This window comes from Patescibacteria group bacterium, from assembly GCA_041659765.1.
In the GTDB taxonomy this organism is placed as follows: domain Bacteria; phylum Patescibacteriota; class Patescibacteriia; order UBA9934; family UBA9934; genus JAGORL01.
Genome location: JBAZXR010000001.1, coordinates 1 through 21,073, shown reverse-complemented (window position 1 = coordinate 21,073; position 21,073 = coordinate 1). Strand labels below are relative to the sequence as shown.

Here is a 21,073-nt window from a genome sequence, read left to right as displayed (position 1 = left end):
GGCAAATATGAAGTGCAAAATTGCCGTGGTTCAATTTGAGATTACGCAGTTCGCGGTAGAGAAAAATCTGGCTAAAGCAGAAACCTTTATTAAACAGGCCGCCGCAGAAAAAGCCGATATCATCGTCTTCCCCGAAGACTTTGTCACGGGACCTATTGAACACAAAAAAGAACTGGCTGATGCTGATCACGTCTACCGAAACCATTTCCAGCGTCTCGCCAAAGAGTACAAGATCGACATCATCCCCGGTTCATTTATTGAAAAAGACGATGCGGGACTATTCAATACAACCTATTACATCGATTCGACCGGCGAGGTGCTCGCCCGGTACAGAAAAGTTAATCTGTGGCTGTCTGAACGAGGCCATTTCATCCCCGGCCACGAAATGCCGGTGGTGCAAACAAAATTTGGGAAAATCGGCCTCACGATTTGCTGGGACTTAATGTTCCCGGAAATCTTTAGAAAGATGGTTGATCAAGGAGTTGAGTTGGTCTTCTGTCCTGCCTACTGGTGTTTCAAGGATGCGGGCGAAGGTCTCAAATACGATAAGAACTCCGAAATTAAGCTGGTCGATGCCTTGTGCGTTGGTCGAGCCTTCGAGAACGAAATCGCCCTCGTCTTCTGCAACGCCGCCGGCGAGTTCACCCAGGGCAATTTCTCAGATGCCGTTATTGGACACTCCCAAATCACTGTCCCTTTTAAGGGCGCAATCAAGAAGTTTACTCACAACACTGAAGGCATGTTCGTGAAGACCGTCGATACCGCCATCCTGAAAGTTGCCGAGGAGTCCTACAAAGTTCGACATGACCTAAAGAACAAAGGCTAACGACACAAACAAAAAGGCACCCAGCAAGTGGATGCTTTTTTGGTGACCTCACCGGGAGTCGAACCCGGGTTACAGGCTTGAAAAGCCCGTGTCCTAACCATTAGACGATGAGGCCGTCTAGTGGGAAATGCGCGGGAAGTATAGCGAAGAAGGTGAAAATCGTCAAAATTTACCCCATAGTGTAGGATCCTGGCCGGAGGTTCCATGAACGACATCGCCCAGTTGAGTGACCTCATTGCCCGTGAAGACGATCCGCACAAGCGGAAGCGAGCGTGGTCAAACATCGAGTTCTTCCAAGTCTTGTTCGACCAAGCGCTCCTGTCCCGTTCCAAGGCAGATGTGGCGCACACCGGCATCTGGCCGAGCCCAGAGAAGTACGTCGTCGCCCTACACAACGACGGCTACTGGCTGGCACCGGTGGTCATGGCATTTCTGGACGCGCTCTTGGACGAGTGCGACACCAAGTCCCGCCGGGTCATCTGGCATACCTGCCAGCATGGTCGAAAGACACACATGCTTCAGCTCGATGCAGACACGCAGAAAAAGCTGCCGCTTGTGGCCCCCTGGTTCGTGAACTGGGGCATCTACAACGCCACTGCCGCGCTGTGCTTCTCTCCACATTTCAAGGAGCCGTTCGAGATCACTCGCCACCTCGACACCAAATACCGGTTCGCCCACCACAACGGCAACGCCTGGTTCGAGCGCCTGACGGACATGTCATACGACATCCATCAGATGATGCCAAACCGCGCGTGACCGCTGCCAGCGTCGCTGTCTGACAACAACGCCCCGCCCCGCTAGCCCTCAAGCTCGCGGGGCTTTTTTTTTACTGATGTCCTTGCTCAAAGCCAACTATTTCCGTAATCTACGCCTGCTGGTTTCCAGCAAAAATGCCTGATAACGGAATGCCTGCCATGGTGGCGGGATGGCCGTTCTCCGGCGCCACGACCGATAGGACTTTGGGCCTATCGCTTGGGGTGTCTCATGAGGTGTGACGTTATGCCGACATACACGTGTCGGAAATGTGAAGACGCATCAAAGTACATCGGAATCCCGCCGAGCAGCTGGAACCTCGCCCACACAGTCTTCGGCCTCATCATGGTCGGAGCCGTGATCTGGGATCTGGTGTTCCTGCGCGGTTCGTTCTTTCTGCCCGTCGTGGCCAGCTTGATCCTCACGCCAATCTTCTCGATCACTGCCATCAGCGTCGTCGCGAAGGCCGGAATCATCGGCGTCATGACGGCGATCTTCGCCACCAGTGTGCAGGGCGTCATGCTCCTCCCCCGGTTCTACCGGGCGCACATCCGCGGAGCACACACCGTGCAGACGCTCTCGGACGGCACGTTGCACGTTCACCTGTACGACCCGAAATTCACGAACGAAGATCGGGGTCCGCGGTGGGCCGTCTCTGTGGGCGGCATCGAGCAGATCATGGAACTGTGGGGAGGATATGAAGGATACGCTTTCATCTCCACCGGCGTCGTAAACAGATGGGAACCGCCCAAGCTCCGGTTCACGGGAAGTGCCAACGGAATCCATCACGGAACGACGACGATCAAGGATTGGCTGGGCGGGACCATTACGGTTCCCTGCAAGTACCCCGCCGTCGCTCCGGAACTGTTCGCGGTTGTCGCCCGCTGCGGAAGCGTTCGCGAAGCACTCGGCACCGTGAACCAGGCAGAAAAACTCCTGGCCAATTGCAGGCCGTCGGAGTCTGGCTACCGGAACTTCGAGGGGGTATACACCTACCTGGACCGTTCAACGTCGCTCGACGCGCTGATCGAACGGGATCTCCCGAAGATCGCCTCAGAGCGGAAGCAACTCGCGACAATTATGGAGCTGGCTGTCAGGCTCTTCAACGCGGCCAGCGAAAAACCCTTGAAAAATGAGTTCGACCGCACCATGGAAACGGTCCAGCGGTACATCATGGACACCTCGCGCCCGAATGAGATCATCCAGATCATCGAGCATGCCCTCCCCGAAATCAGCTCCGAACGCCAACGCCAGCAAGCGATCATCAACAACCTGGACGGCCTCGGTATGGCCATCCTCGGACTGATCCGCTGGCTCGAAGACTCGAAACTTGCCGTTCGCTCAAAGAACTTCGAGGCAATCCGCGTCAAGCTCGAGGGAGCCCTCACGAATGTAGATCCCGAGCGTGTGAGACGGTGGCATAAAAGGCTGGAAACTGAAAAACCCAGCCTAGTATCTGTGGGCGCAAAGTAAAGAACTTCAACCGGATACCCCCGATAGCCCTTGTGCTACCGGGGCTTTTTTTGTGTATAAAAAGACGCGCTCGATTGCTCGAGCGCGTTCGTATGTGACGCGGGTCTGGTCTACTTGGTGCCGTCAGCGACGGCAGGTTCGGTGGACGGCGGCGTATTCACGGCCGGCGCGCTGGGAACCACGGTGGTGACGCTCAGGACCTCGAGCTTCTCGCCGTTCATCTCGAACGGCAGGAAGGCCATCTGCTCGGGCGCGGCCACGAACACCTTCTTGACGAAGCCGTCGGGGTCTTCTTCGCAGGTCTTGTCGTTCTCGGTCAGGAACACGCTCGGCGTGGCGTTCGTGAGCCCGAACTGAGCGGGCACGAGCTTGGCGCAGCTCTTCCAGCCGTCCTTGCCGGCGTCCTCGGAGTTGAGGAGCACGGCGGTGATGACGAAGGACTTGTCGCCGAAGTACTGAGTGGCCTGGCCAAACAGCGCGAGCACGGCGGGCGTGGACGGGTCCACGGTGAACGTAGGAACGGTCTCCTCGGCCACGGGAACAGGCTCGGTGGCGGGAATGACCTCGGCCAACACTTCGGGAGCCGGCTCGGTGGGTACGGCCACCTCCGGCGAGGTGGTGGCGCAAGCGATCAGGAATGAAACGACGATCATGAGAACCTCCGGCAGAAATTGCCGAGCAATATTCTCCCAGAAAACTCGCTCGACGTCCAGTCGGTGTACCAGATAGGGACATCGGTATAATGGCCGAAAGAAAACGTACGCGGGACAAATTAGGCAGCAGGGAGAAAAGCGATCAATAACTTCATAAAAAACACCCCGCCGGTCGAGCTAAGCTCAACAACGACGGGGCGAACAACGAGTGAAGTCTATTTGGCGGTGGCGACGATGTCGTCCCGCACGCCATAGATCGGATTCAGCTTCACGGCCGGCAGGCTGTCCGTGAAGAGCGAGATGAACCAGCTGCCGCGGCGCACGGTGAACATGGAGACCAGGCGGTTCAGGTGGATGTCGCGGCTTCCCGCATCAGCCGAGGTGGCGATCTGGAGAGCGCGCACGAACCGCACCTTGGCTTCTTCTTCCCGACTGTCGAGCGACGTCACCTGCGGAATGGCCTCGAACACGTCGAGCTTGTCCTTCAGGCCGGGAACGTCCGCCTCGAACTTGCGCAGGGGCGCAAGATGGTCGGTGTACTGGTCATCGAGCTGATGGGTGGTGACCGCGAACTCGTCAGCGAGGTGACGAGACAGCATGTTCACGTAGGACGCGAAACGGAGGTTCAGATCATTACGGTCAACTTCCATTGAGAACTCCCGGGCGGGATATGGGGTGTCTTTCGTGGGATACGAAAAAGCTGGAGAATAATAGCTTATATCCGCAAAGAAGTCAAACAAAAAGACCCAACATAATTCTGCCGGGTCTTTATCTGTGTGAAATCTGTCGAGCTTCCTCCGATCTTTATTTAACTGTTCTCTTCCTATTCCTTTTTCATGGCAGCCTCAGCTTTAGCCTAAGCAACGTCTTTTCTCTCAAGTATCCCCGCCTTATAAAGTTCAAGCACCACCAGGAGGGCTGCCAGAACGGTCGGGCCAAGAATAAAACCAATTGGTCCAAAATACTGGATACCGCCCAAGATAGACAACAAAATGAGTAAGCTGTGCATCTTAGTGCGGCTACCCACAATAAAAGGAGAAACCAGGTTATCAACTAAACCAACAGCTAGAATGGCCCAAATAGCCATACCGATGGCTGCCGGAATGTGGCCAATAAGTAGGAGGTAAATGACCACCGGAATCGTAACGCTCGAGGTTCCAATCATCGGAATCTGCGAAGCCACCACTACCACCGCCGCCCAAATAAGTGCACCGGGTACGCCAAAGATAGTAAAACCAATAGCCGCCACTATTCCCTGAATTATGGAAACAATGATGGAGCCAAAAACCACACCGCGGACGGTCTCAGACATTCGCACCATGATGCCGCGATCAACCGTGTCCTTAAAGGGACTAATTTTGATTAGTTCGACATTTATCTTCTCTCGTTCAAACAAGAAAAAATATACACAGATGAAAAAAATGCTGGTATTCAACACGAAAGTCGCGCCCCCCGATAAGATAGCTAACGATTTCTCACTAACCCACTTGGCAAAGGCTCCCAGAAGTTCGGAAATGTTAACAGACAACAAATAGTCTCTAGCAAAACCTGGAAGTGCCATGATGAACGGCTGCTCCGCGAGCTTGAAATGGGCAACCCAGTCAGAATTCGCCACAGTACCCTTGATAATATCGGCCGCTTGCTGAGCCATAATAACAGTCACGGTGGCTAACGGGCCAACAATCATCACAAACATAATAAGCACCATAATCAACGAAGACAGCCATGGTCTCTTTACCAAATGTCTCAATCGCTTCTCAATCGGCGTCATAACGACCGAGGCAATCACTGCCGTCAACAGTACGATGTAAAAGGGTTCAACAATTTTCCAAGAAAGAAAAATGATGACGGCCGCAATACCCAAGAAAAACCAACGAGCCACCGCTTCATGTTGAGTGACGTTTTGCATAGTAAGTGCATAATACAATGCTTTTCACCAAAAACAAAAGCTCCCCTTGCGGGGAGCTGTTTGTATTACTCGCGTGGGCGAGCTGCGGAAACGCTGATCGTGCGACCACCGAGATCGGTCTGGTCGAACATCTTGATAGCGTTTGCCTGTTCGTCGGGAGTGTTGAACTCCACGAAGCCGAAGCCACGCTTTCTGCCGCTCTCGCGGTCGATCGGTAGGAATACCGATACAACTGCGCCAGCTGGGCTGAAATGTGCCTTCAATTCATCTTCGGTAGCGGAATATGGAATTCCACCAACGTAGACGCGGGCATTGTCTGCCATAGGACTATTGTTACTTCTCCGATGCAGTGCTCACTCTCCTCACGGAGAAGCCTCACCTCATGGATGCTTAGCCACAAGAGTATAGCATAAACCCCAAAAAATGTCAATGTCCTGACCTTGATCGTCTAAGCCTTAAAGAGTTCAAAACAACGGAAACACTAGAGAAAGCCATGGCTCCGGAGGCAATAATGGGGTTTAGGAGACCAAAAGCCGCCAAAGGAATGCCGATGATGTTGTAGATAAACGCCCAGAAGAGGTTCTGCTTAATCACTCGGTATGTTTGGCGCGTTAGTTGAAGCGCATCGACAACTTTCTCGGGTCCCCCACCAACAAGCACCATGTGCCCGGACTCGATAGCGATATCCGAGCCTGTTCCCATGGCGATTCCCAAATCGGCTTGCGTCAAAGCTGGTGCGTCATTAATACCGTCGCCAACGAAAAGCACTTTCTTGCCAGCTTTCTGTAATTTTTTCAATTCGTCGAGCTTGTCTTCGGGCATCACTTCAGCAATCACTTGCTCAATGCCTAACTCTTTAGCAATCGCCTGCGCGGTCAGCGTGTGATCGCCCGTCAGCATAATCACGTCGAGTCCGTCTTTGAGAAGTCGCACGACCGCCTCTTTCGCCCCCTTCTTTGGAGCGTCGGCAATCGCGATCAAACCTTTATACTGTCCGCCGAGCGAGATAGTCACGACTGTTTTTCCCTCATGCCTGAGTTTTTCGATCTCCGCCGAACCGCCGGTCTCCTCGATCTTGCCAATGGCGATAATCGATCCATTCACCATGGCCTGGACGCCCTTCCCAGCCAGAGAACGAAATCCTTCGCTTGGCATCATCGAAAGCCCTTCGGCCTTTGCACGCTCGACAATAGCCTGCGCTAGTGGATGCTCGGACTTAGCCTCTACCGATGCAGCGAGTTGAAGTAACTCCTTCGTCTGGCCGTCAGCCGCAACAATATCGGTAACCGTCGGCTTTCCCTCAGTTAGCGTGCCCGTCTTGTCGAACACGACCGTCGTGATCCCCCTCGCCCGTTCCATGGCCTCGCCATTCTTAATCAAAATACCCTGACTAGCTCCTCGGCCTGTACCAACAAGGATAGCCGTCGGAGTCGCGAGTCCTAAGGCGCATGGGCACGCGATCACAAGCACAGCAACCGCCGGCACGAAAGCGTCAGTAACACTCGCACCCGCCAACATCCACACCACAAAAGTCACCGCTGAAACAACCATCACGATAGGAACAAATACCCCCGAAATCTGATCCGCCAGTTTTTCGATCGGCGCTTTGGTCTCTTGGGCTGAACGGACGAGCTCGACAATCCGAGCTAAGGCCGTGTTGCCCGGCTCTTTGGTAATCTCAACCGTCAAAGCTCCGTTGATGGAAATAGTCGCGCCAAAAACTAGATCGCCAACTTTTTTCGAGACCGGCAGGCTCTCCCCCGTCAGCATGGATTCATTGATCTCGCTCGATCCTTCTATCACTTTTCCGTCGAGCGGAACCTTCTCCCCCGGCTTCACGAGTACTTTGTCGCCAACTCGAAGCATCGACACATCCATCTCCATGACCGAACCATCCGCCTGAATGTGATGCGCCGTCTTCGCCCCAAGCTCGAGCAACTTTTGAATGGCTGCCCCGGCCTTACCCTTACTAGTGGCCTCGAAATATCGTCCAAGCAGAATCAAACCAGTGATCAGCGCAGCGGTTTCAAAGTACAGCGGTCCATTCACCGTCAACTGCCACCAACTGAACAAAAGCGCCGCCATGGTTCCCATGGAAATGAGCGTATCCATATTCGCCCGGCCTCGCTTAAGCAATTTAAGCGCCATGATGTGAAATTCGCGACCAAAGTACAGCACAACAATGGTCGATAGCACCCCCTGAATCAAGGGCGAATACGGAACCGGTGCCATGGTCATAGCTAGCAACAACGCAGGTGCCGAAAGCCCCAGAGCCCAGGCCGCCTTACGGCCAGCTACCTTTGGCGCAGAACCGTGCTTCAGATGGTTCTCGCCCATGTCCATTCCTTCATGGTGTCCTTCGTGCATAGGCGAAGGCTTGACCACCTTGTAACCAGCTTTTTCAACTACACCATGCAGCTCATGTTCCTTCACTTTTGATTCATCGAACTCTACAGAAGCACTCGATAACGCATAATTCACCATTGCATCCTTAACTCCGGGAGTACCCTTCAGATCTTTAGCAATATTAACCGCGCAGGAACTGCAATGCATTCCTTCAATCGGAAATCGCGTCTTCATATAGGGTTAGATTACGTCGATCGTGCCCGAATACATACCCATGGAACAACTAAACACTAATCTGCCCGGCTTCTGTGGAGTAAAAGTCACAATATTCAAATCTTTGTTAAGCGGTGTAGAAACATTTACTTTCGGAATGGTGAAAATGGTTCTGCAGCCGGTACCTTTTCCGCTAATTTCCATTCTTACAGGAATTCCGGCTTTTACCGTGTAGTGATCACTCGGCGAGTAAGGTGGATTAGCCGTGATGCGCATGGCAATCACTTGCTCTTTTCCGTTGAACTTAACATTCGGATCATTCGCGTCGGCCAGAACTGCCGGCACACCGAAAGAAATAGATGGCAGGGTGACACCAGACAACAACAGTCCGCTCTTCACGTTCATGAGGCCAAGGGTAATGACCAGCGCTCCAGAAAAACGGAAAAACCAATATCCAGCCCTGCCCTTAAGGGAGGTTGAAGCGGCTCCAAGAGCCAGCAGCATCGGTGCGGTACCAAGGGCAAATGAGGCAAGGATCAGCCCGCTCGTCACTGCGCTCCCCGTCGTCAACGCGTAAATCTGCAGCGATTGGGTGAAGCCGCAGGGCAGGAAGAACGTCGCTCCCCCAAGGATAAACGGCGCGAAGTAGCCGCCGTGTTTCTCGGTACCAAGTGCCCTGTGGCTCAGGAACTTCGGCATCCGTGGCAAGGCGCTCATGAGCCATGCAGGAGCAAGTCCCAGCATCTGCAAGCCCATCACCACCATAATGGCCGCGGCCAGGATGGTGAGGGCCGCGGTAACAGCCGGGGAAGGAACCAGAACCTGGCCGACCGCACCTATCAAGGCACCAAAAATGCCGTAAGAAACAACTCGCCCAATAACAAAGAGCACAACTGGCATCATGCGCTCCGCCCCGGTAGAACCGCCAAACCGTTCATTGATTTTGGACACGGATGAAAGAAGCAATCCGCCAGAAACCGCCAGACACGATGACGTTCCCGCCAGAAGTCCAATAAGAAATGAGCCGACCACCGTCACCTGCGCGGTGGCATCAAATCCCGCCGAGAGGAATCCAAGGCGGCCAAGCAGCCATCCTACAATGTACACAGCGCCAAAGAGAAAGATAATCTCTGGGACGTTCGGCTTCACGTTCGCTATTGATTGGGTCGACGCTTGGGTAGACCCCAGCCTAACGCGATAATCTGAATTTCCAATAGCTTTTTCAAGCTGATCAGAATCCACATTCCCTTCCGAAGAACAATAAACGATAGCCGTTCCTGATTTCGCGTCTACACGCACTCCATTCACTCCTGGCAACTCCCTCGCTGCACGTTCAATAAGCACTTCACAGCTCCGGCAATGCATGCCATCAATCTGAAAACTAATTTTTTTATTTTGAGCCATAAAAAATATGAGGAATAAAAACTAGCCCGCCCAAAAAGTGCTAGCTCTTAATTTCAACAGTTCTCAGTTGTAAAAGTCTTGATATCAATCCAAAAGGCGCGTCCCGCCCAGATCTCAAAACGGCACTTCGAACAAAATTTGGGAAACTAAATGAGGCGAAGGCGACAATCAGCAACAAAACACTCCAATCAAAAACCATCGGCGTTACAGGGCTCGAAGGAATCTGCTGACCCAAACAATGTTCCAAGCAATCAACCAGCGGAGAACCGGAAGTCTGAATACACCTAAGTCCAACCCCGCAATCCGTCCCGGACATTTCAGACATCGGAAAAACATGCGTCATTGATAAAGACGCGGACACGAGAAGGGCTGCTAAAATAGAAAAGACTACCAAAAGACGCATAAGGCTCCTCCAGAGCATACGCTCTCCTGACATTGGAATCAAATTCCTTTTCAACTCATTTTTTCTAAGGTACAATATAGTCAATTGTATGGACAACACAGCGCTTTTTCCGTCGTCGGAAGGACAATTAGCGGTAGATGTGCTTGAGACGGCTGATAAAGTCATTATTAGGTCTGCTATTGCGGGAGTTGATGAAAAGGATTTAGATGTGTCTGTTAATGACGACATGGTTACCATTCGGGGAGAACGCCAGCATGAGACGGTGGAGGATAACGCTACCACCCACTATGAAGAATGCTTCTGGGGCGCTTTTTCCCGCTCGATCATCCTCCCTACTCGTGTGAAGTCAGACGAAGCAGATGCCGAACTGAAAAATGGCATCCTTACCATCACCATCCCCAAGGCCCAAAAGAAAAACCGCATCCAGGTGCGAACGTAACCTATGACCGAACCGACTGAGAAAAAACGCAGACTCACTGAAGCGCACAAAAAGGCTATTGGCGTTACTTTTTTTTGTATAACTATCCTGGGCGTGATGATACTTCTCATTATCTCGGCCAACATCGCGCTAGCCAAAACATTTGAGAACAGAATGTATCGCAATGTTAGCGTAGCCGGTATCCCGATCGGCGGCATGAGCAAGGATCGAGCCACCCAAACACTCCAAGACGCCTATAACCACATGATCGCGGGCGGTCTGATTGTAGAACTGTACAATGAAACAAAAACCGTGGACCTTGCCCCGGCCGGCGCTACTGACCCAGACTTGGTGTACCCATTAATCGACTCAGACATTCAAGGAGCAGTAGAGGCCGCCTACAAAACCGGACGAACTGGAGATACGCTGGCAGATTACTTTGGACCGCTCTGGTTTAGTACCTTCGGCCAACGTCTAATCTCGCCGACTATCACAGTAGCTGAGACAAAGCTGGCTGATTCTATTCGTTCAGTCTTTCCTGATGCGGAATCATCCGGTGCGCCGACTAATTTTGTCGTGGAAGGCACAAAAGCTCCTTACGTCATCACCGTCTCCCCCGCAGTTTCCGGAGCCACGCTCGATCTATCCGCTGCCTTTGAGAAAATAAAACGCGACGCTCGGGACTTCTCCATCTCCCCGGTTGATCTGGCTTTGAGCGAACGTGCGGCAGTCATCTCACAAGCGGAGGCAGAGTCACTTATTGCTAACGCGGAAAAGGCTCTAGAAGGCGGCCCATACACGCTCTCCTTTACAAACGAATATAAGCAGCGCTTCACATTCCCGGTTACAGTAGAAAACCTCAAAACATGGCTCTTGCCCACCAAAACAAATAATCGGCCTGCGCTTACGCTTGATACCGAAGCCATGAAGCCGTTGTTTGATGATATCCACGCAAAACTCGACATCAGCGCGCATGATGCCGTATTTGAAACTGATGGCAATCGCGTCACTAAATTTGAGCCGAGCAGAGAAGGCCTGCGGGTAGATGATGACGCGCTCATAAGATCACTCGTAGCGGCTTTTGGCAGCGATCTGAGAGAGGTATCACTGTCCGTCATGGTAACCGAACCTGAAATAACAACAGCAGAGTCAAACACGCTTGGCATCAAAGAGGTTCTTGGAACAGGTGTCTCTAAATATAGCGGGAGCCCAGCTAATCGCCGAAAAAACATTCAACATGGTGTAGATAAACTCTACGGGATCATTGTGGCCCCCGGAGAAACGCTCTCGCTCATTGAAGAACTAGGACCCTTCACGGCAGAGGATGGTTATTTCCCAGAACTCGTCATTAAGGGCGATGAAATCAAACCAGAAATCGGCGGCGGGCTATGCCAGATCGGAACCACCACTTTTAGAGCAGCCATGAATTCCGGACTTGATATTGCCGAACGCCGAAACCACTCGCTCGTAGTCACCTACTACAATGACCTCGCAAACGGCAAACCAGGCACAGACGCCACTATTTATGACCCGGCTCCAGACTTGAAGATTCACAACGACACCGCGACCAACATTGTTCTCCTCACACAAAATGACACCTCTACCAGCACCCTGTCCTTCTCTTTCTGGGGAACGTCGGATGGCCGTGAAGGCTCCTACACGCCACCGATTGTCCTTAACTGGATTGGCGCAGGTGAAAAAGTAACCAAAGAAACAGACTCTCTGCCCGCCGGCGTCACCAAGTGTCAGGCAGCACACCCAGGTGCAAACACGATCTTTACTTATAACATCAGCCGAGCGGATGGAACGGTAACAACCCGGGACTTCCCCTCTACGTACCGAGCGCTTCCCACCATCTGTCTCGTGGGCAAAGACCCGAACGCTCCCCCGCCTGTTGTAGCCGGAACAACGGATCCCGTTCCGCTCGACGTCATCCCAGAAGGAGTTCCAGTCGAGTAACCACTAAAAACAAAAAAGAGCCATCCAACGTGGTTCTTTTTTGTTCCTCAGTATTCCTCATTCACACCCTGATATCGAAGGGACTGCGGTCAAGAAGATACATATGCAGTTGTCAAACCAGACGGATCCAGTTGAAACGGCGGAATGCATCCCCATGCTTGTCGTGACCGCAGTTCTTTCGCTACCAGTGGCGGTAACAAAGAATACTAGAGGATTATCTCTCAATTGTCAAGTATTTATCTAACCTTCGCCCTTCTTAATGACTTTATCAATTAACCCGTATTTCTGGGCCTCTTTGGCGGTCATGAAGTTATCTCTTTCCGTGTCGCTCGTGACCTTTGCGAGCGTCTGCCCGGTGTGCGTGGCTAGAATCTGGTTCAAGCTCTCTTTAAGCGCCAAAATGCGCTCTGCGTGGATTTTAATGTCTGTAGCCTGCCCCTCTACCCCGCCCAACACCTGGTGAATCATGACCTCAGAGTTTGGCAGGGAAAAACGCTTACCAGCAGCTCCCCCAGCAAGCAACACCGCGCCCATCGACGCAGCCATACCGACACAAATAGTCGAAACGTCTGGCTTAATGTGCTGCATGGTGTCGTAAATGGCCAGGCCAGCAGTAACTGAGCCTCCCGGGGAGTTGATATACAGTTTAATATCCTTCTCCTTATCCTGGTTCTCAAGAAATAAAAGCTGAGCGATGATCGCGTTAGCCACACCATCATCAATAGCACTACCAAGAAAGACGATTCGATCTTTCAACAGGCGGGAATAAATGTCATAAGCGCGCTCGCCGTATGAGGTCTTTTCAATAACCGTCGGGATAAGATAATTGTTTTTTGGCTCAATCATATAAACCCATTTTAGCAGACGACGTGTGAGAGTGCAAATTCGTAATCCAGGTATTTTATAGGACCTTTTTCAATAACGGTTGAAGCTTGGCAAATGATTGCGGCTGATGAGTAATAATGAGAAAAGCGGTTCCCTCTCCCTGCATTTTTTGAATAGTAGAAAGCAATTTTTCGCGCGCCTCAGCGTCCATCCCCGCGTCGAGTTCGTCAAGGATCCCAACCTTCGGCCGACTCATGAGCAGTGACAAAAGTTCGATTCTTTTCTTTTCGCCCCCCGAGAAGGCCACGTGCAGTTCTTTTTTGGCAAAGTCGAGTGTGAGACCTAAATCTTCGAGGGCTGCGCGGAGTCGTGCATAGAAATCCGACAACGAAAAACCCTCAGGATCAGTCGCCTCTGCACTTGCGCGTAAGACATCGACAGCCGAAACACCGGGAATAGCCGGAAGTTCCTGGTGGGCCAAGAATATCCCTCGACGTGCGCGTTCAAATGTCGGAACAGAAGAAATATCCTGTCCGTCGAGCTTGATGGAACCATTTTCGACGACGCAATCCGCAAAACCCATGAGGGCACCCGCAAGCGTGGACTTCCCCGCCCCGTTCCCTCCCGTCAAAAGTAGAACTTCTCCTCTATTCAAAGAAAAAGAAATATCAGAGAGAACAATTTTCTCTCCGCGTTTAACAGTTAGGTTTCTTGCTTCAAGAATCGGTGTCATATCAGGGTCATCGCTTCTCTCCTCCTTTCCAAGGAGGAGTCGGAGGAGGTAGGGAGGTTCAGGGTTTCAGGGCATCCCGCAACGTCAGCAGTGCCAACATCATACAGTTCGTCCGCATGGGTCCCACGTCACAGGCGAGCCATTCGACCATGTTTGTCTCGTTGAAGGCAAGTACGGTGTCGATCGTCGACCCCTCCGCGCGTTCCGCCAGGACTGTTGCCGAAGCAAGGCAAATAACACAGCCCGTACCGTCAAATCTGACTCGCTCGAACTTCCCGTCGGTCGTTGTCGCGAAGCACGTCAACGAATCACCACAAGAAGGGTTCTCGCGATGTGCGGTGACCGAAGGATTCACGAGGATTCCTCGAAAACGCTGATCCCGGGCCCAGTACAAAATGTCTTCAGCGTAGAGATTCGACATATTTTAGGGTTGCGAAGAATTGATCGATATCTTCGGTCGTGGTTGGAAGGCCGATACTCACACGAACCACGCCGGCGGGGTCTAAAGTTCTCGAGATGTGGGGCGCACAGTGATGCCCCGCCCGAATGGCAACTCCGTGATCCGCGAGTACTTGAGCGACGTCGTGCGGGTGCACGCCCGGGACGACGAATGAAAAGATGGATCCATCCTGAGCCATGCGAAGGATACGACCCTCCCCGCTGTGAGAGGCTGACTCTTCGCTCTCGCTCAGAGTGGAGACAATTCGCGCCATAATCTCACATTCATGTTCTTGAATCTTCGAGAATCCAATCTTTAATAGCTCCTCACACGCTTTTGCGAATCCGACCGCGCCCGTAACATTAGGTGTTCCCGCTTCAAACATCGCGATCCCAGGCTCAACCATGCCTCCCCCGACAACAAAGGGGGTTGCCGCGTCGAATCCGGCCTTCGAGAACGCGACTGCGCCAATCCCCATCGGCCCGTACATTTTATGCGCAGAAAAAGCGTACGCATCTGCGCCAAGGTCGGCCACATTCACCGGCATGTGTGCCACCGCCTGTGCTCCGTCAACGATGACCTTTGCTCCGACGGCGTGCGCCATTTTCACGATCTCCGCCACGGGAAAAACCTCGCCGGTGACGTTTGAAACGTGCGGAAGGACAACGAGCTTGGTGCGTGGTGAGAGTTGTAAAGTTGTAAAGTTATGGAGGCCCAATTCAACCAGAGCAAAACCACGCGCATCGGCCGCCCGCTTTAACGGCAAATACGCCGAATTGTGATCATAAATCGTGTGAACAACCTCGTCGCCGGGGCCGAGGTCCTTCGTAAACGACTCGATCGCAAGGTTTAGCCCCTCGGTGGCGCTTTTCGTGAAGATGAGGTTAGACGGATCAGCGCAAACAAAGCCAGCGACCGTTGCGCGCGAGCGCTCTAGTTCGTCAGACGCTCGCGCTGCGTAGGCGTGCAGGCCTCGCCGAGGATTACCTCGACCGCCCATCTCATACTCCCGCATCGCATCGAGTACGCTTAAAAACACCGGCGCCGTTGCAGCGTAGTCAAGGTATGTGCCGAGCGTGAACTCAGGGAATAAATGTCTGAAGTCGTCCATAATGTCGTCATTTTCTGGTTCCCACTCTGAGCCATGCGCAGAGTCCGACCCTCAGGCCTGAAAGTCGGATCCTTCGCTCTCGCTCAGGATGGAGACACCCTGATCAAGAAATCCATGTACTAGCAGGTCACTCGCCGTCTTCTCATCGAGTCCTCTCCCGGTCAGATACTGAAGACTCGCGGGCGCGAGGGACGATGAACTCGCCGCATGCCCGCATGTCACGTCGTCTATCCGTACGTCGAGTTCGGGAATGGATGATCCCTTCGCGTGCTCGCCTAGGAGCAAGTGATCGATCCGTGCGAACGCATTTGCGCCCCTCGCGGAGTGCTCGAGTACAACGCGCGAGCGAGATTCTGAAACTGCGGAATCTCTGAGTACAATTTTTGTTCGAATATCTACTTGTGCTCTTTCGCCGGTTACTCGAACATCATCTCCCGCTAACACTCGCCCCGTTCCTTCCATGATGCCTGAGCATTTGAGTGAAACTTTCGCCCCGTAACCGAGTACGTTCAGTGTTCGACTAAGCAAAATCTCTCCTCCACCCCGCACAAAAACTGCCACCTCAAGTGATGCATTTTCAAAAACATCAGCCGCAAAGAATAATTCTTTCTTCTCCCCTGCAAGTGCTTCGACCCCAAAACTCAAAAACTTTTTCTCGTTCGCGCCAACGACAATCCTGTCCCCCACTGGGGGGATCAACGACATCTCTGAAATTGGTCTAAACATCGTTTTCATATCGTCGCGTTCGTATGGGCACAACGCGTTGTGCCCCTACCCTACGCTCCTCATCTCTAACTCAATCAACTTCTTAAACTCTACTGCGTACTCGAGTGGCAACTCTCTCGTAATGGGGTCAAGGAACCCACCAACGAGTAGGTGCGTCGCCCGCTCTTGGTCGAAACCTCGGGACGCGAGGTAGTTCATCTCTTTTTCACCTATCTTACCGACCGACGCCTCGTGCGAGACTGTTGACCGGCCCGTTTCAATGCGCATAACGGGAATGGTCTTCGAAATCGACTGTCCGTCGAGCATTAACGCGTCACATTGCACTTTTACGGCGCTCTCGACTGCTCCGTGGGTCACTTTGACAAGACCTCGATATGTCGAAATCCCTCCCCCGGCTGAAATACTCTTTGCCCGCACCGTGGCAGACGTTCTAGGAGCCACCAGGGCTACTTTATGCCCAGTATCCTGCTCCTGGCCAGGCCCCGCAAAGGCAACGCCGAGATAATCGCTCTTGGCACGCTCTCCTCGCAGAATCGACATCGGATAAAGCATCGTCGTGCCACTGCCCATGTTACCGTTCAACCATTCGATAGTTCCGTCTTCGTCCACAATCGCCCGCTTCGTATTCAAGTTATAGGTGTTCTTACTCCAGTTCTCGATACTCGAGTAACGAATGCGGGCATTCTTCTTCACAATGAGTTCTACGCACCCAGCGTGAAGCGCCGCCTGGTCATACTTCGGCGCAGAACAACCCTCGATGTAATGAATATCGCTACCCTCGTCGGCGATGATCAAAGTATGCTCGAACTGCCCGCCACGCTCGGCGTTCATTCTGAAATAGGCCTGAAGTGGAATCTCTACCTTCACGCCCTTTGGCACATAAATAAATGTCCCGCCGCTCCACACACTCGCGTGCAGCATGGCGAATTTGTGGTCGAAGATAGGAACACACTGCGTCATGAAGTACTCGCGGACAAGTTCCGGATGCTCGCGGACAGCAACGTCCATATTTTCAAAAATAACCCCCTGCGCCGAAAGATCAGCGCGCAGGTTGTGATACACCATCTCTGAATCGTACTGTGCGCCAACTCCACCGAGGGATTTCTGCTCGGCCTCAGGAATGCCAAGGTCTTCAAAGGTCTGCCTAATCTCCGCCGGCACGTCTTCCCACTTCTTCGACTCGGTCGTAGACGGCACGAAATAGACAATTTGGTTCAGGTCGAGTCCTGCAAGCGACGGTCCCCAGTTCGGCATCGGGGTTTTCTCAAAAAAAGAAAAGGCCGATAGACGCTTTTCTAGCATCCAAGCAGGCTCGTTCTTTTTCGCTGATATATCGCGAATTGTGGCTTCCGACAGGGCCATAATGCCACCACACTACAACCTGCGCCCGGCTTAGTCGAGCTACGGCATCAGCATCCCCACGGTCACCATATTTGTCTCAGCCTTATGGTCACGGCGCCAGGAAAAGTAGCCGGGATCATGAAAAGTGCACTCAGCGGAATACTTGATGTTGGCCGGATGAACACCGGCGGCCTTAGCCTGGCCGTGCAAAGCCGAATAAAGATTCACGGTTAATACACCGGCAGCCAGCTCTACTACACTAGACCGAGACAGAGCTCGGAACTTACCGGCCACATCTTCTTTAACTATAAAGTGACAAGGTTGAATGCCTGGGCCAAAGTTAATATGAAGATCCTCGACTTTTTTTCCGCGCGACTTACACAAATCAATTGCTCTCGGCAAAATGGCTGCCAGCGTGCCCTTCCAACCAGCGTGCAACACGCACACAAATGACTGGGCAGTATCCGTGATGGTCACCGGAACGCAGTCCTGATGCGTAATCATGATCGGGAGGTTTGGCGTTTCTGTGTAAAGGCCGTCACACTGTTGCATGACACTCCCCGCGTCCCCGGCAATAGCCACATGGATGCTTGGGCTATGCGTCTGCTGAAGCATGACAGGAACCAGAACACCTTCACCAAAGTTATCCTTAACGAATTTTGCCCGGTTAACCTTGCCTACTTCCGTTAAAGAGCTAGTGCTATCCATTGGGCCGTCGGTGGCGGTCGAGGTCGCAAAAAGTGCCTTCATAGTTGTTTAAATGATGTTCGATGAAAAGGTGTTAGCCCGTGTTCGCGGATAGCCGCCTTATGCGCTGGCGTCCCGTACCCCGCGTTCTCGTCCCAATGGTACACCGGAAAACGCTTGTGAAGGCGCTTCATGAGGGTATCTCTGTACACTTTAGCAATGATAGACGCCGCGGCGATAGAGAAAACTTTCGCGTCTCCGTCTATAACCGTTTCTTGATCAAACCTGGCGTATGGAATCCTTTGATTCCCGTCGATGAATACAAATGACCGAGTATTTTCGGGTGCACCCTCGAGTGCTTTGGCGACGGCCTTACGCATAGCTAACAAACTCGCCTGCAAGATATTTCTTTCGTCGATTACCTCTACTCGGACAACCCCGATCCCAATTCCTATCGCCACCTCCCGAATCGCCCGGTCAGACTCGGCCTTCTGTAGGTCAGTTAGCGTCTTACTGTCTGCAATCCGCACCCGCCGACCGAGTTCTTCGACAATTTTCGGCTTCGACCAATCAAAAAACACCGCCCCCGCCACCACTGGACCAGCGAGACAACCTCGACCGACCTCATCACAACCAATAATGACCTGGACCCCCTGGGTAAAGCGTTCTATTTCATACATATCCTAGCCTCCTTCCCAAGTTTATCATTTCCTAGTACACTCTCCCCGCTTCTTATTGTCGGACCGTAGCGCAGTTGGTAGCGCGCCTGGTTTGGGACCAGGAGGCCGTGGGTTCGAGCCCCGCCGGTCCGACCAAAAACACCCGTACTGCTGTATGGGTGTTTTTGATTGCACCGACCGGAGCAAGCCAACTGCTTGGCTTGCGTCGGGGCGAGAACGCCGGAGCGATGTTCCGTCACCAGACGGAACCGCGAGGCGGTGCCCAGGCCGAGGGGAATGACGACGACCCGAGAGCCGAGGGCGAGCCCCGCCGGTCCGACCAAAAGTACCTGCACTGCTGTGTAGGTACTTTTGTTTTTTACCAAAAACCACCCCTTGCGGGGCGGCTTTCTTTAATATGCTTCGACGAACACGGACAGGTCTGAGTTATCGGCCAAGCCAGGGGTGGCGTTTAGCGCAGCTACCTCGTAGCTTCCTGCAAACTGAGCATCGAGTCTAAGCGCGGTCACTTCTTCGGCGTTTAATGGTCTCGCCCCGTCCTTAGTCACGATATAGTGGTTATCATGATCAATGAAGTAATAACCTACTGGCGGTTCAAATGAATCAGTAATTGGCGTGCCAACGGTATAGTTTTTCCAGAAGGTTTCATCAATATCGATGATCTGCTTATTCCAATCATCACCGTACAACTCAGTCGCGACCGTCTCGCTGACTACCCAACGAAGCACTCCGCCAGGTTCAACGGCGTAGACTTTTGGGTCATGAACAATCTTTACCATATACGTCCCCGGACGAACGGTCATGTTTCTGCCAATTGGGTAAACGGCTAATTGTTCATTGGTCAGCTGGTCAGCGATCAGACCAAAAATTTGATCGAATGAATAACTCCAGGATGTTAAGGTGGCTCCATTGGGGAATGTATGGCGTTTGCCATCAAGTCCAATAAAATAAACAGACGAGCTGTCTGGAGATTTCAAAATATCACCAGCCCTCCCACAATCGGCAAACGTACAGTATGGGATAGTTTCAACCGCTGGCTCTGTAACCACTGGGGCTGGCGTGCTCACTTGCGTTGCCTGCACAGCGTCCACACTCCACTGTTTTGTGTCGGTTGATTCAATCTTCACATAACGATACGGCGTCTCGCCGCTGTACGGAATGATCCAGGATGTTTGACCTACTGAGAAAGGCGCCGGAAAAGAGGTAGTGAGAACGTTCCAATCTTTATCATACAAAGTAGCCCGGCCAACTGCATTCAGATCAAAAATCTTCATCGTAATAATGAGATCATTGAACCCTTCCTCTCCCTCGCCCATATCTATGGTTAGATAAGCGTCTTTAGCTCTAAAATCAGCGTACTGACCATCAGGACCGCCCGTAGCACGATCAGCAAATAAGATATTAGAAGCCGATTGAGCAAAAATTAAATCACCGTAGACGTCCGTCAGAGCCTGAGCCGAAGCTAGGGACGGAAGAAACATGGAGCCAAGTACGAAGGCGGAAAAAAGACGTTTCATAATGAAAAATGGATTTCTGCATGCTATCATACATCCATAATACTTTATTTGCCTATGGTAAAACTCAACAAGGTTTTGGCCGGTGCAGTATGCATGCTCGCGCTCTTGGGCGCAGGCTGTGCAGGTGGTGCGAAAGTGGACCAATCATCTCCGGAAGCGGTAGTGACCACGTTCATGAACGCCATCAAAAATCAGGATAAGGCTTCGGCTAAAGCAGTAGCTGATCCAGATAGTGACATCGCCAAGCAGTTTGACGAAGGTTGGAGTGATGTCATAAAGGTTCCACTGACCGCCTTCACCATCAAGAAGGTGGACGGTAACACCGTAAACGTAGACATGGTCCTCTCCGTTGATGGCGAAACCAGGAACACTACTAATGGTGTTCAGGTAGTAGAGAAGAACGGTAAGTGGTTCATCGTGGATCTATAGAGTTAAAAAGGTTAAAAAAGCCGGCCCGTGAGGGTCGGTTTTTTGATTAGACTAATCTTGACTCTTACTGTGACCGAAGCTACACTACCGAAGTCAATTTCGGGCGTGTAGCTCAGATGGTTAGAGCGCGACACTGATAATGTCGAGGTCCCTAGTTCGATCCTAGGCACGCCCACCAGGGCCGGGGTAGCTCAGTGGTAGAGCAAAGGTCTGAAGAACCTTGTGTCG

At 52.3% G+C, this 21,073-nt stretch carries 21 protein-coding genes and 3 tRNA genes; 8 read left to right on the top strand and 16 right to left on the bottom strand.

Annotation, left to right across the window (positions count from 1 at the left end; all coding sequences use genetic code 11):
• Positions 1 to 7 precede the first annotated feature (7 nt).
• Positions 8 to 826 (top strand): carbon-nitrogen hydrolase family protein, encoded by an 819-nt coding sequence (locus WC813_00120; protein ID MFA5946414.1) that lies wholly within the window; start codon positions 8 to 10, stop codon positions 824 to 826.
• Between the two features lie 40 nt (positions 827 to 866).
• Here WC813_00120 and WC813_00115 read toward each other — a convergent pair.
• A tRNA-Glu gene (locus WC813_00115) sits at positions 867 to 941 on the bottom strand.
• Positions 942 to 1,030: 89 nt separating this feature from the next.
• On the opposite strand from WC813_00115, the gene WC813_00110 reads away from it, so the two are divergent.
• The gene (locus WC813_00110; GenBank protein MFA5946413.1) at positions 1,031 to 1,582 is read left to right on the top strand and encodes a hypothetical protein; all 552 of its coding nucleotides are present in this window, start codon (positions 1,031 to 1,033) and stop codon (positions 1,580 to 1,582) included.
• Between the two features lie 243 nt (positions 1,583 to 1,825).
• On the top strand, positions 1,826 to 3,052 hold the full coding sequence (locus tag WC813_00105; GenBank protein ID MFA5946412.1) for a hypothetical protein: 1,227 nt from the start codon (positions 1,826 to 1,828) through the stop codon (positions 3,050 to 3,052).
• A 110-nt stretch (positions 3,053 to 3,162) separates the two neighbouring features.
• On the opposite strand, the gene WC813_00100 is transcribed toward WC813_00105, so the two are convergent.
• From WC813_00100 to WC813_00075, 6 genes are all read right to left on the bottom strand, one after another.
• Positions 3,163 to 3,705, bottom strand: coding sequence for a hypothetical protein (locus WC813_00100; protein ID MFA5946411.1), 543 nt, complete (start codon positions 3,703 to 3,705; stop codon positions 3,163 to 3,165).
• 215 nt (positions 3,706 to 3,920) lie between these two features.
• Positions 3,921 to 4,355 (bottom strand): hypothetical protein, encoded by a 435-nt coding sequence (locus tag WC813_00095; protein MFA5946410.1) that lies wholly within the window; start codon positions 4,353 to 4,355, stop codon positions 3,921 to 3,923.
• Positions 4,356 to 4,561: 206 nt separating this feature from the next.
• The gene (locus WC813_00090; GenBank protein ID MFA5946409.1) at positions 4,562 to 5,614 is read right to left on the bottom strand and encodes an AI-2E family transporter; all 1,053 of its coding nucleotides are present in this window, start codon (positions 5,612 to 5,614) and stop codon (positions 4,562 to 4,564) included.
• A 65-nt stretch (positions 5,615 to 5,679) separates the two neighbouring features.
• Positions 5,680 to 5,937, bottom strand: coding sequence for an RNA-binding protein (locus WC813_00085; GenBank protein MFA5946408.1), 258 nt, complete (start codon positions 5,935 to 5,937; stop codon positions 5,680 to 5,682).
• Between the two features lie 103 nt (positions 5,938 to 6,040).
• Positions 6,041 to 8,194, bottom strand: coding sequence for a heavy metal translocating P-type ATPase (locus WC813_00080; GenBank protein MFA5946407.1), 2,154 nt, complete (start codon positions 8,192 to 8,194; stop codon positions 6,041 to 6,043).
• Between the two features lie 6 nt (positions 8,195 to 8,200).
• On the bottom strand, positions 8,201 to 9,577 hold the full coding sequence (locus WC813_00075) for a sulfite exporter TauE/SafE family protein (protein ID MFA5946406.1): 1,377 nt from the start codon (positions 9,575 to 9,577) through the stop codon (positions 8,201 to 8,203).
• Between the two features lie 491 nt (positions 9,578 to 10,068).
• Between WC813_00075 and WC813_00070 the strand changes: the two genes are divergently transcribed.
• Together WC813_00070 and WC813_00065 are read left to right on the top strand one after the other, a co-directional pair.
• Positions 10,069 to 10,419, top strand: a complete 351-nt coding sequence (locus WC813_00070; protein ID MFA5946405.1) for an Hsp20/alpha crystallin family protein — start codon at positions 10,069 to 10,071, stop codon at positions 10,417 to 10,419.
• A 3-nt stretch (positions 10,420 to 10,422) separates the two neighbouring features.
• Positions 10,423 to 12,357: a VanW family protein gene (locus tag WC813_00065; GenBank protein MFA5946404.1), complete on the top strand. Its 1,935-nt coding sequence runs from the start codon at positions 10,423 to 10,425 to the stop codon at positions 12,355 to 12,357.
• 240 nt (positions 12,358 to 12,597) lie between these two features.
• Here WC813_00065 and clpP read toward each other — a convergent pair whose 3' ends face one another.
• Genes clpP through WC813_00025 form a run of 8 tightly spaced genes read right to left on the bottom strand, consistent with a single transcriptional unit; the run spans position 12,598 to position 18,899 of the window.
• Positions 12,598 to 13,203 carry an ATP-dependent Clp endopeptidase proteolytic subunit ClpP gene (gene clpP, locus WC813_00060; GenBank protein ID MFA5946403.1) on the bottom strand — a complete coding sequence of 202 codons (606 nt, stop codon included), beginning with the start codon at positions 13,201 to 13,203 and terminating at the stop codon, positions 12,598 to 12,600.
• Between the two features lie 55 nt (positions 13,204 to 13,258).
• Complete coding sequence (locus tag WC813_00055; protein MFA5946402.1) at positions 13,259 to 13,915, bottom strand: ATP-binding cassette domain-containing protein; 657 nt, start codon at positions 13,913 to 13,915, stop codon at positions 13,259 to 13,261.
• A 58-nt stretch (positions 13,916 to 13,973) separates the two neighbouring features.
• A complete protein-coding gene (locus WC813_00050; GenBank protein ID MFA5946401.1) occupies positions 13,974 to 14,336 on the bottom strand; it encodes an iron-sulfur cluster assembly scaffold protein in 363 nt (120 codons plus the stop codon).
• On the bottom strand, positions 14,317 to 15,465 hold the full coding sequence (locus tag WC813_00045) for an aminotransferase class V-fold PLP-dependent enzyme (protein ID MFA5946400.1): 1,149 nt from the start codon (positions 15,463 to 15,465) through the stop codon (positions 14,317 to 14,319). Before WC813_00045 ends, WC813_00050 begins: the two co-directional genes overlap by 20 nt.
• 51 nt (positions 15,466 to 15,516) lie before the next feature.
• Positions 15,517 to 16,200 carry a SufD family Fe-S cluster assembly protein gene (locus WC813_00040; protein MFA5946399.1) on the bottom strand — a complete coding sequence of 228 codons (684 nt, stop codon included), beginning with the start codon at positions 16,198 to 16,200 and terminating at the stop codon, positions 15,517 to 15,519.
• A 36-nt stretch (positions 16,201 to 16,236) separates the two neighbouring features.
• The gene (sufB, locus tag WC813_00035; protein ID MFA5946398.1) at positions 16,237 to 17,553 is read right to left on the bottom strand and encodes a Fe-S cluster assembly protein SufB; all 1,317 of its coding nucleotides are present in this window, start codon (positions 17,551 to 17,553) and stop codon (positions 16,237 to 16,239) included.
• Between the two features lie 39 nt (positions 17,554 to 17,592).
• A complete protein-coding gene (locus WC813_00030) occupies positions 17,593 to 18,282 on the bottom strand; it encodes a polyphenol oxidase family protein (protein MFA5946397.1) in 690 nt (229 codons plus the stop codon).
• The gene (locus WC813_00025) at positions 18,279 to 18,899 is read right to left on the bottom strand and encodes a ribonuclease HII (GenBank protein ID MFA5946396.1); all 621 of its coding nucleotides are present in this window, start codon (positions 18,897 to 18,899) and stop codon (positions 18,279 to 18,281) included. Before WC813_00025 ends, WC813_00030 begins: the two co-directional genes overlap by 4 nt.
• 59 nt (positions 18,900 to 18,958) lie before the next feature.
• On the opposite strand from WC813_00025, the gene WC813_00020 reads away from it, so the two are divergent.
• Positions 18,959 to 19,034: transfer RNA gene (locus WC813_00020), tRNA-Pro, on the top strand.
• A 257-nt stretch (positions 19,035 to 19,291) separates the two neighbouring features.
• Here WC813_00020 and WC813_00015 read toward each other — a convergent pair.
• Entirely contained in the window at positions 19,292 to 20,416 is a 1,125-nt protein-coding gene (locus WC813_00015) for a hypothetical protein (protein ID MFA5946395.1), read from the bottom strand.
• Positions 20,417 to 20,470: 54 nt separating this feature from the next.
• On the opposite strand from WC813_00015, the gene WC813_00010 reads away from it, so the two are divergent.
• A complete protein-coding gene (locus WC813_00010) occupies positions 20,471 to 20,845 on the top strand; it encodes a hypothetical protein (protein MFA5946394.1) in 375 nt (124 codons plus the stop codon).
• Between the two features lie 101 nt (positions 20,846 to 20,946).
• Positions 20,947 to 21,023 (top strand) — tRNA-Ile (locus WC813_00005).
• Positions 21,024 to 21,073 lie beyond the last annotated feature (50 nt).

Bases quoted from the DNA above. Each gene is read 5' to 3' on its own strand.
- WC813_00065 (MFA5946404.1), top strand. From the start codon at position 10,423: ATGACCGAACCGACTGAGAAAAAACGCAGACTCACTGAAGCGCACAAA.
- WC813_00100 (MFA5946411.1), bottom strand. From the start codon at position 3,705: ATGATCGTCGTTTCATTCCTGATCGCTTGCGCCACCACCTCGCCGGAG.
- WC813_00095 (MFA5946410.1), bottom strand. From the start codon at position 4,355: ATGGAAGTTGACCGTAATGATCTGAACCTCCGTTTCGCGTCCTACGTG.
- WC813_00080 (MFA5946407.1), bottom strand. From the start codon at position 8,194: ATGAAGACGCGATTTCCGATTGAAGGAATGCATTGCAGTTCCTGCGCG.
- WC813_00085 (MFA5946408.1), bottom strand. From the start codon at position 5,937: ATGGCAGACAATGCCCGCGTCTACGTTGGTGGAATTCCATATTCCGCT.
- WC813_00075 (MFA5946406.1), bottom strand. From the start codon at position 9,577: ATGGCTCAAAATAAAAAAATTAGTTTTCAGATTGATGGCATGCATTGC.
- clpP (MFA5946403.1), bottom strand. From the start codon at position 13,203: ATGATTGAGCCAAAAAACAATTATCTTATCCCGACGGTTATTGAAAAG.
- WC813_00045 (MFA5946400.1), bottom strand. From the start codon at position 15,465: ATGGACGACTTCAGACATTTATTCCCTGAGTTCACGCTCGGCACATAC.
- sufB (MFA5946398.1), bottom strand. From the start codon at position 17,553: ATGGCCCTGTCGGAAGCCACAATTCGCGATATATCAGCGAAAAAGAAC.
- WC813_00055 (MFA5946402.1), bottom strand. From the start codon at position 13,915: ATGACACCGATTCTTGAAGCAAGAAACCTAACTGTTAAACGCGGAGAG.
- WC813_00030 (MFA5946397.1), bottom strand. From the start codon at position 18,282: ATGAAGGCACTTTTTGCGACCTCGACCGCCACCGACGGCCCAATGGAT.
- WC813_00070 (MFA5946405.1), top strand. From the start codon at position 10,069: ATGGACAACACAGCGCTTTTTCCGTCGTCGGAAGGACAATTAGCGGTA.
- WC813_00120 (MFA5946414.1), top strand. From the start codon at position 8: ATGAAGTGCAAAATTGCCGTGGTTCAATTTGAGATTACGCAGTTCGCG.
- WC813_00015 (MFA5946395.1), bottom strand. From the start codon at position 20,416: ATGAAACGTCTTTTTTCCGCCTTCGTACTTGGCTCCATGTTTCTTCCG.
- WC813_00040 (MFA5946399.1), bottom strand. From the start codon at position 16,200: ATGAAAACGATGTTTAGACCAATTTCAGAGATGTCGTTGATCCCCCCA.
- WC813_00025 (MFA5946396.1), bottom strand. From the start codon at position 18,899: ATGTATGAAATAGAACGCTTTACCCAGGGGGTCCAGGTCATTATTGGT.
- WC813_00050 (MFA5946401.1), bottom strand. From the start codon at position 14,336: ATGTCGAATCTCTACGCTGAAGACATTTTGTACTGGGCCCGGGATCAG.
- WC813_00105 (MFA5946412.1), top strand. From the start codon at position 1,826: ATGCCGACATACACGTGTCGGAAATGTGAAGACGCATCAAAGTACATC.
- WC813_00010 (MFA5946394.1), top strand. From the start codon at position 20,471: ATGGTAAAACTCAACAAGGTTTTGGCCGGTGCAGTATGCATGCTCGCG.
- WC813_00090 (MFA5946409.1), bottom strand. From the start codon at position 5,614: ATGCAAAACGTCACTCAACATGAAGCGGTGGCTCGTTGGTTTTTCTTG.
- WC813_00110 (MFA5946413.1), top strand. From the start codon at position 1,031: ATGAACGACATCGCCCAGTTGAGTGACCTCATTGCCCGTGAAGACGAT.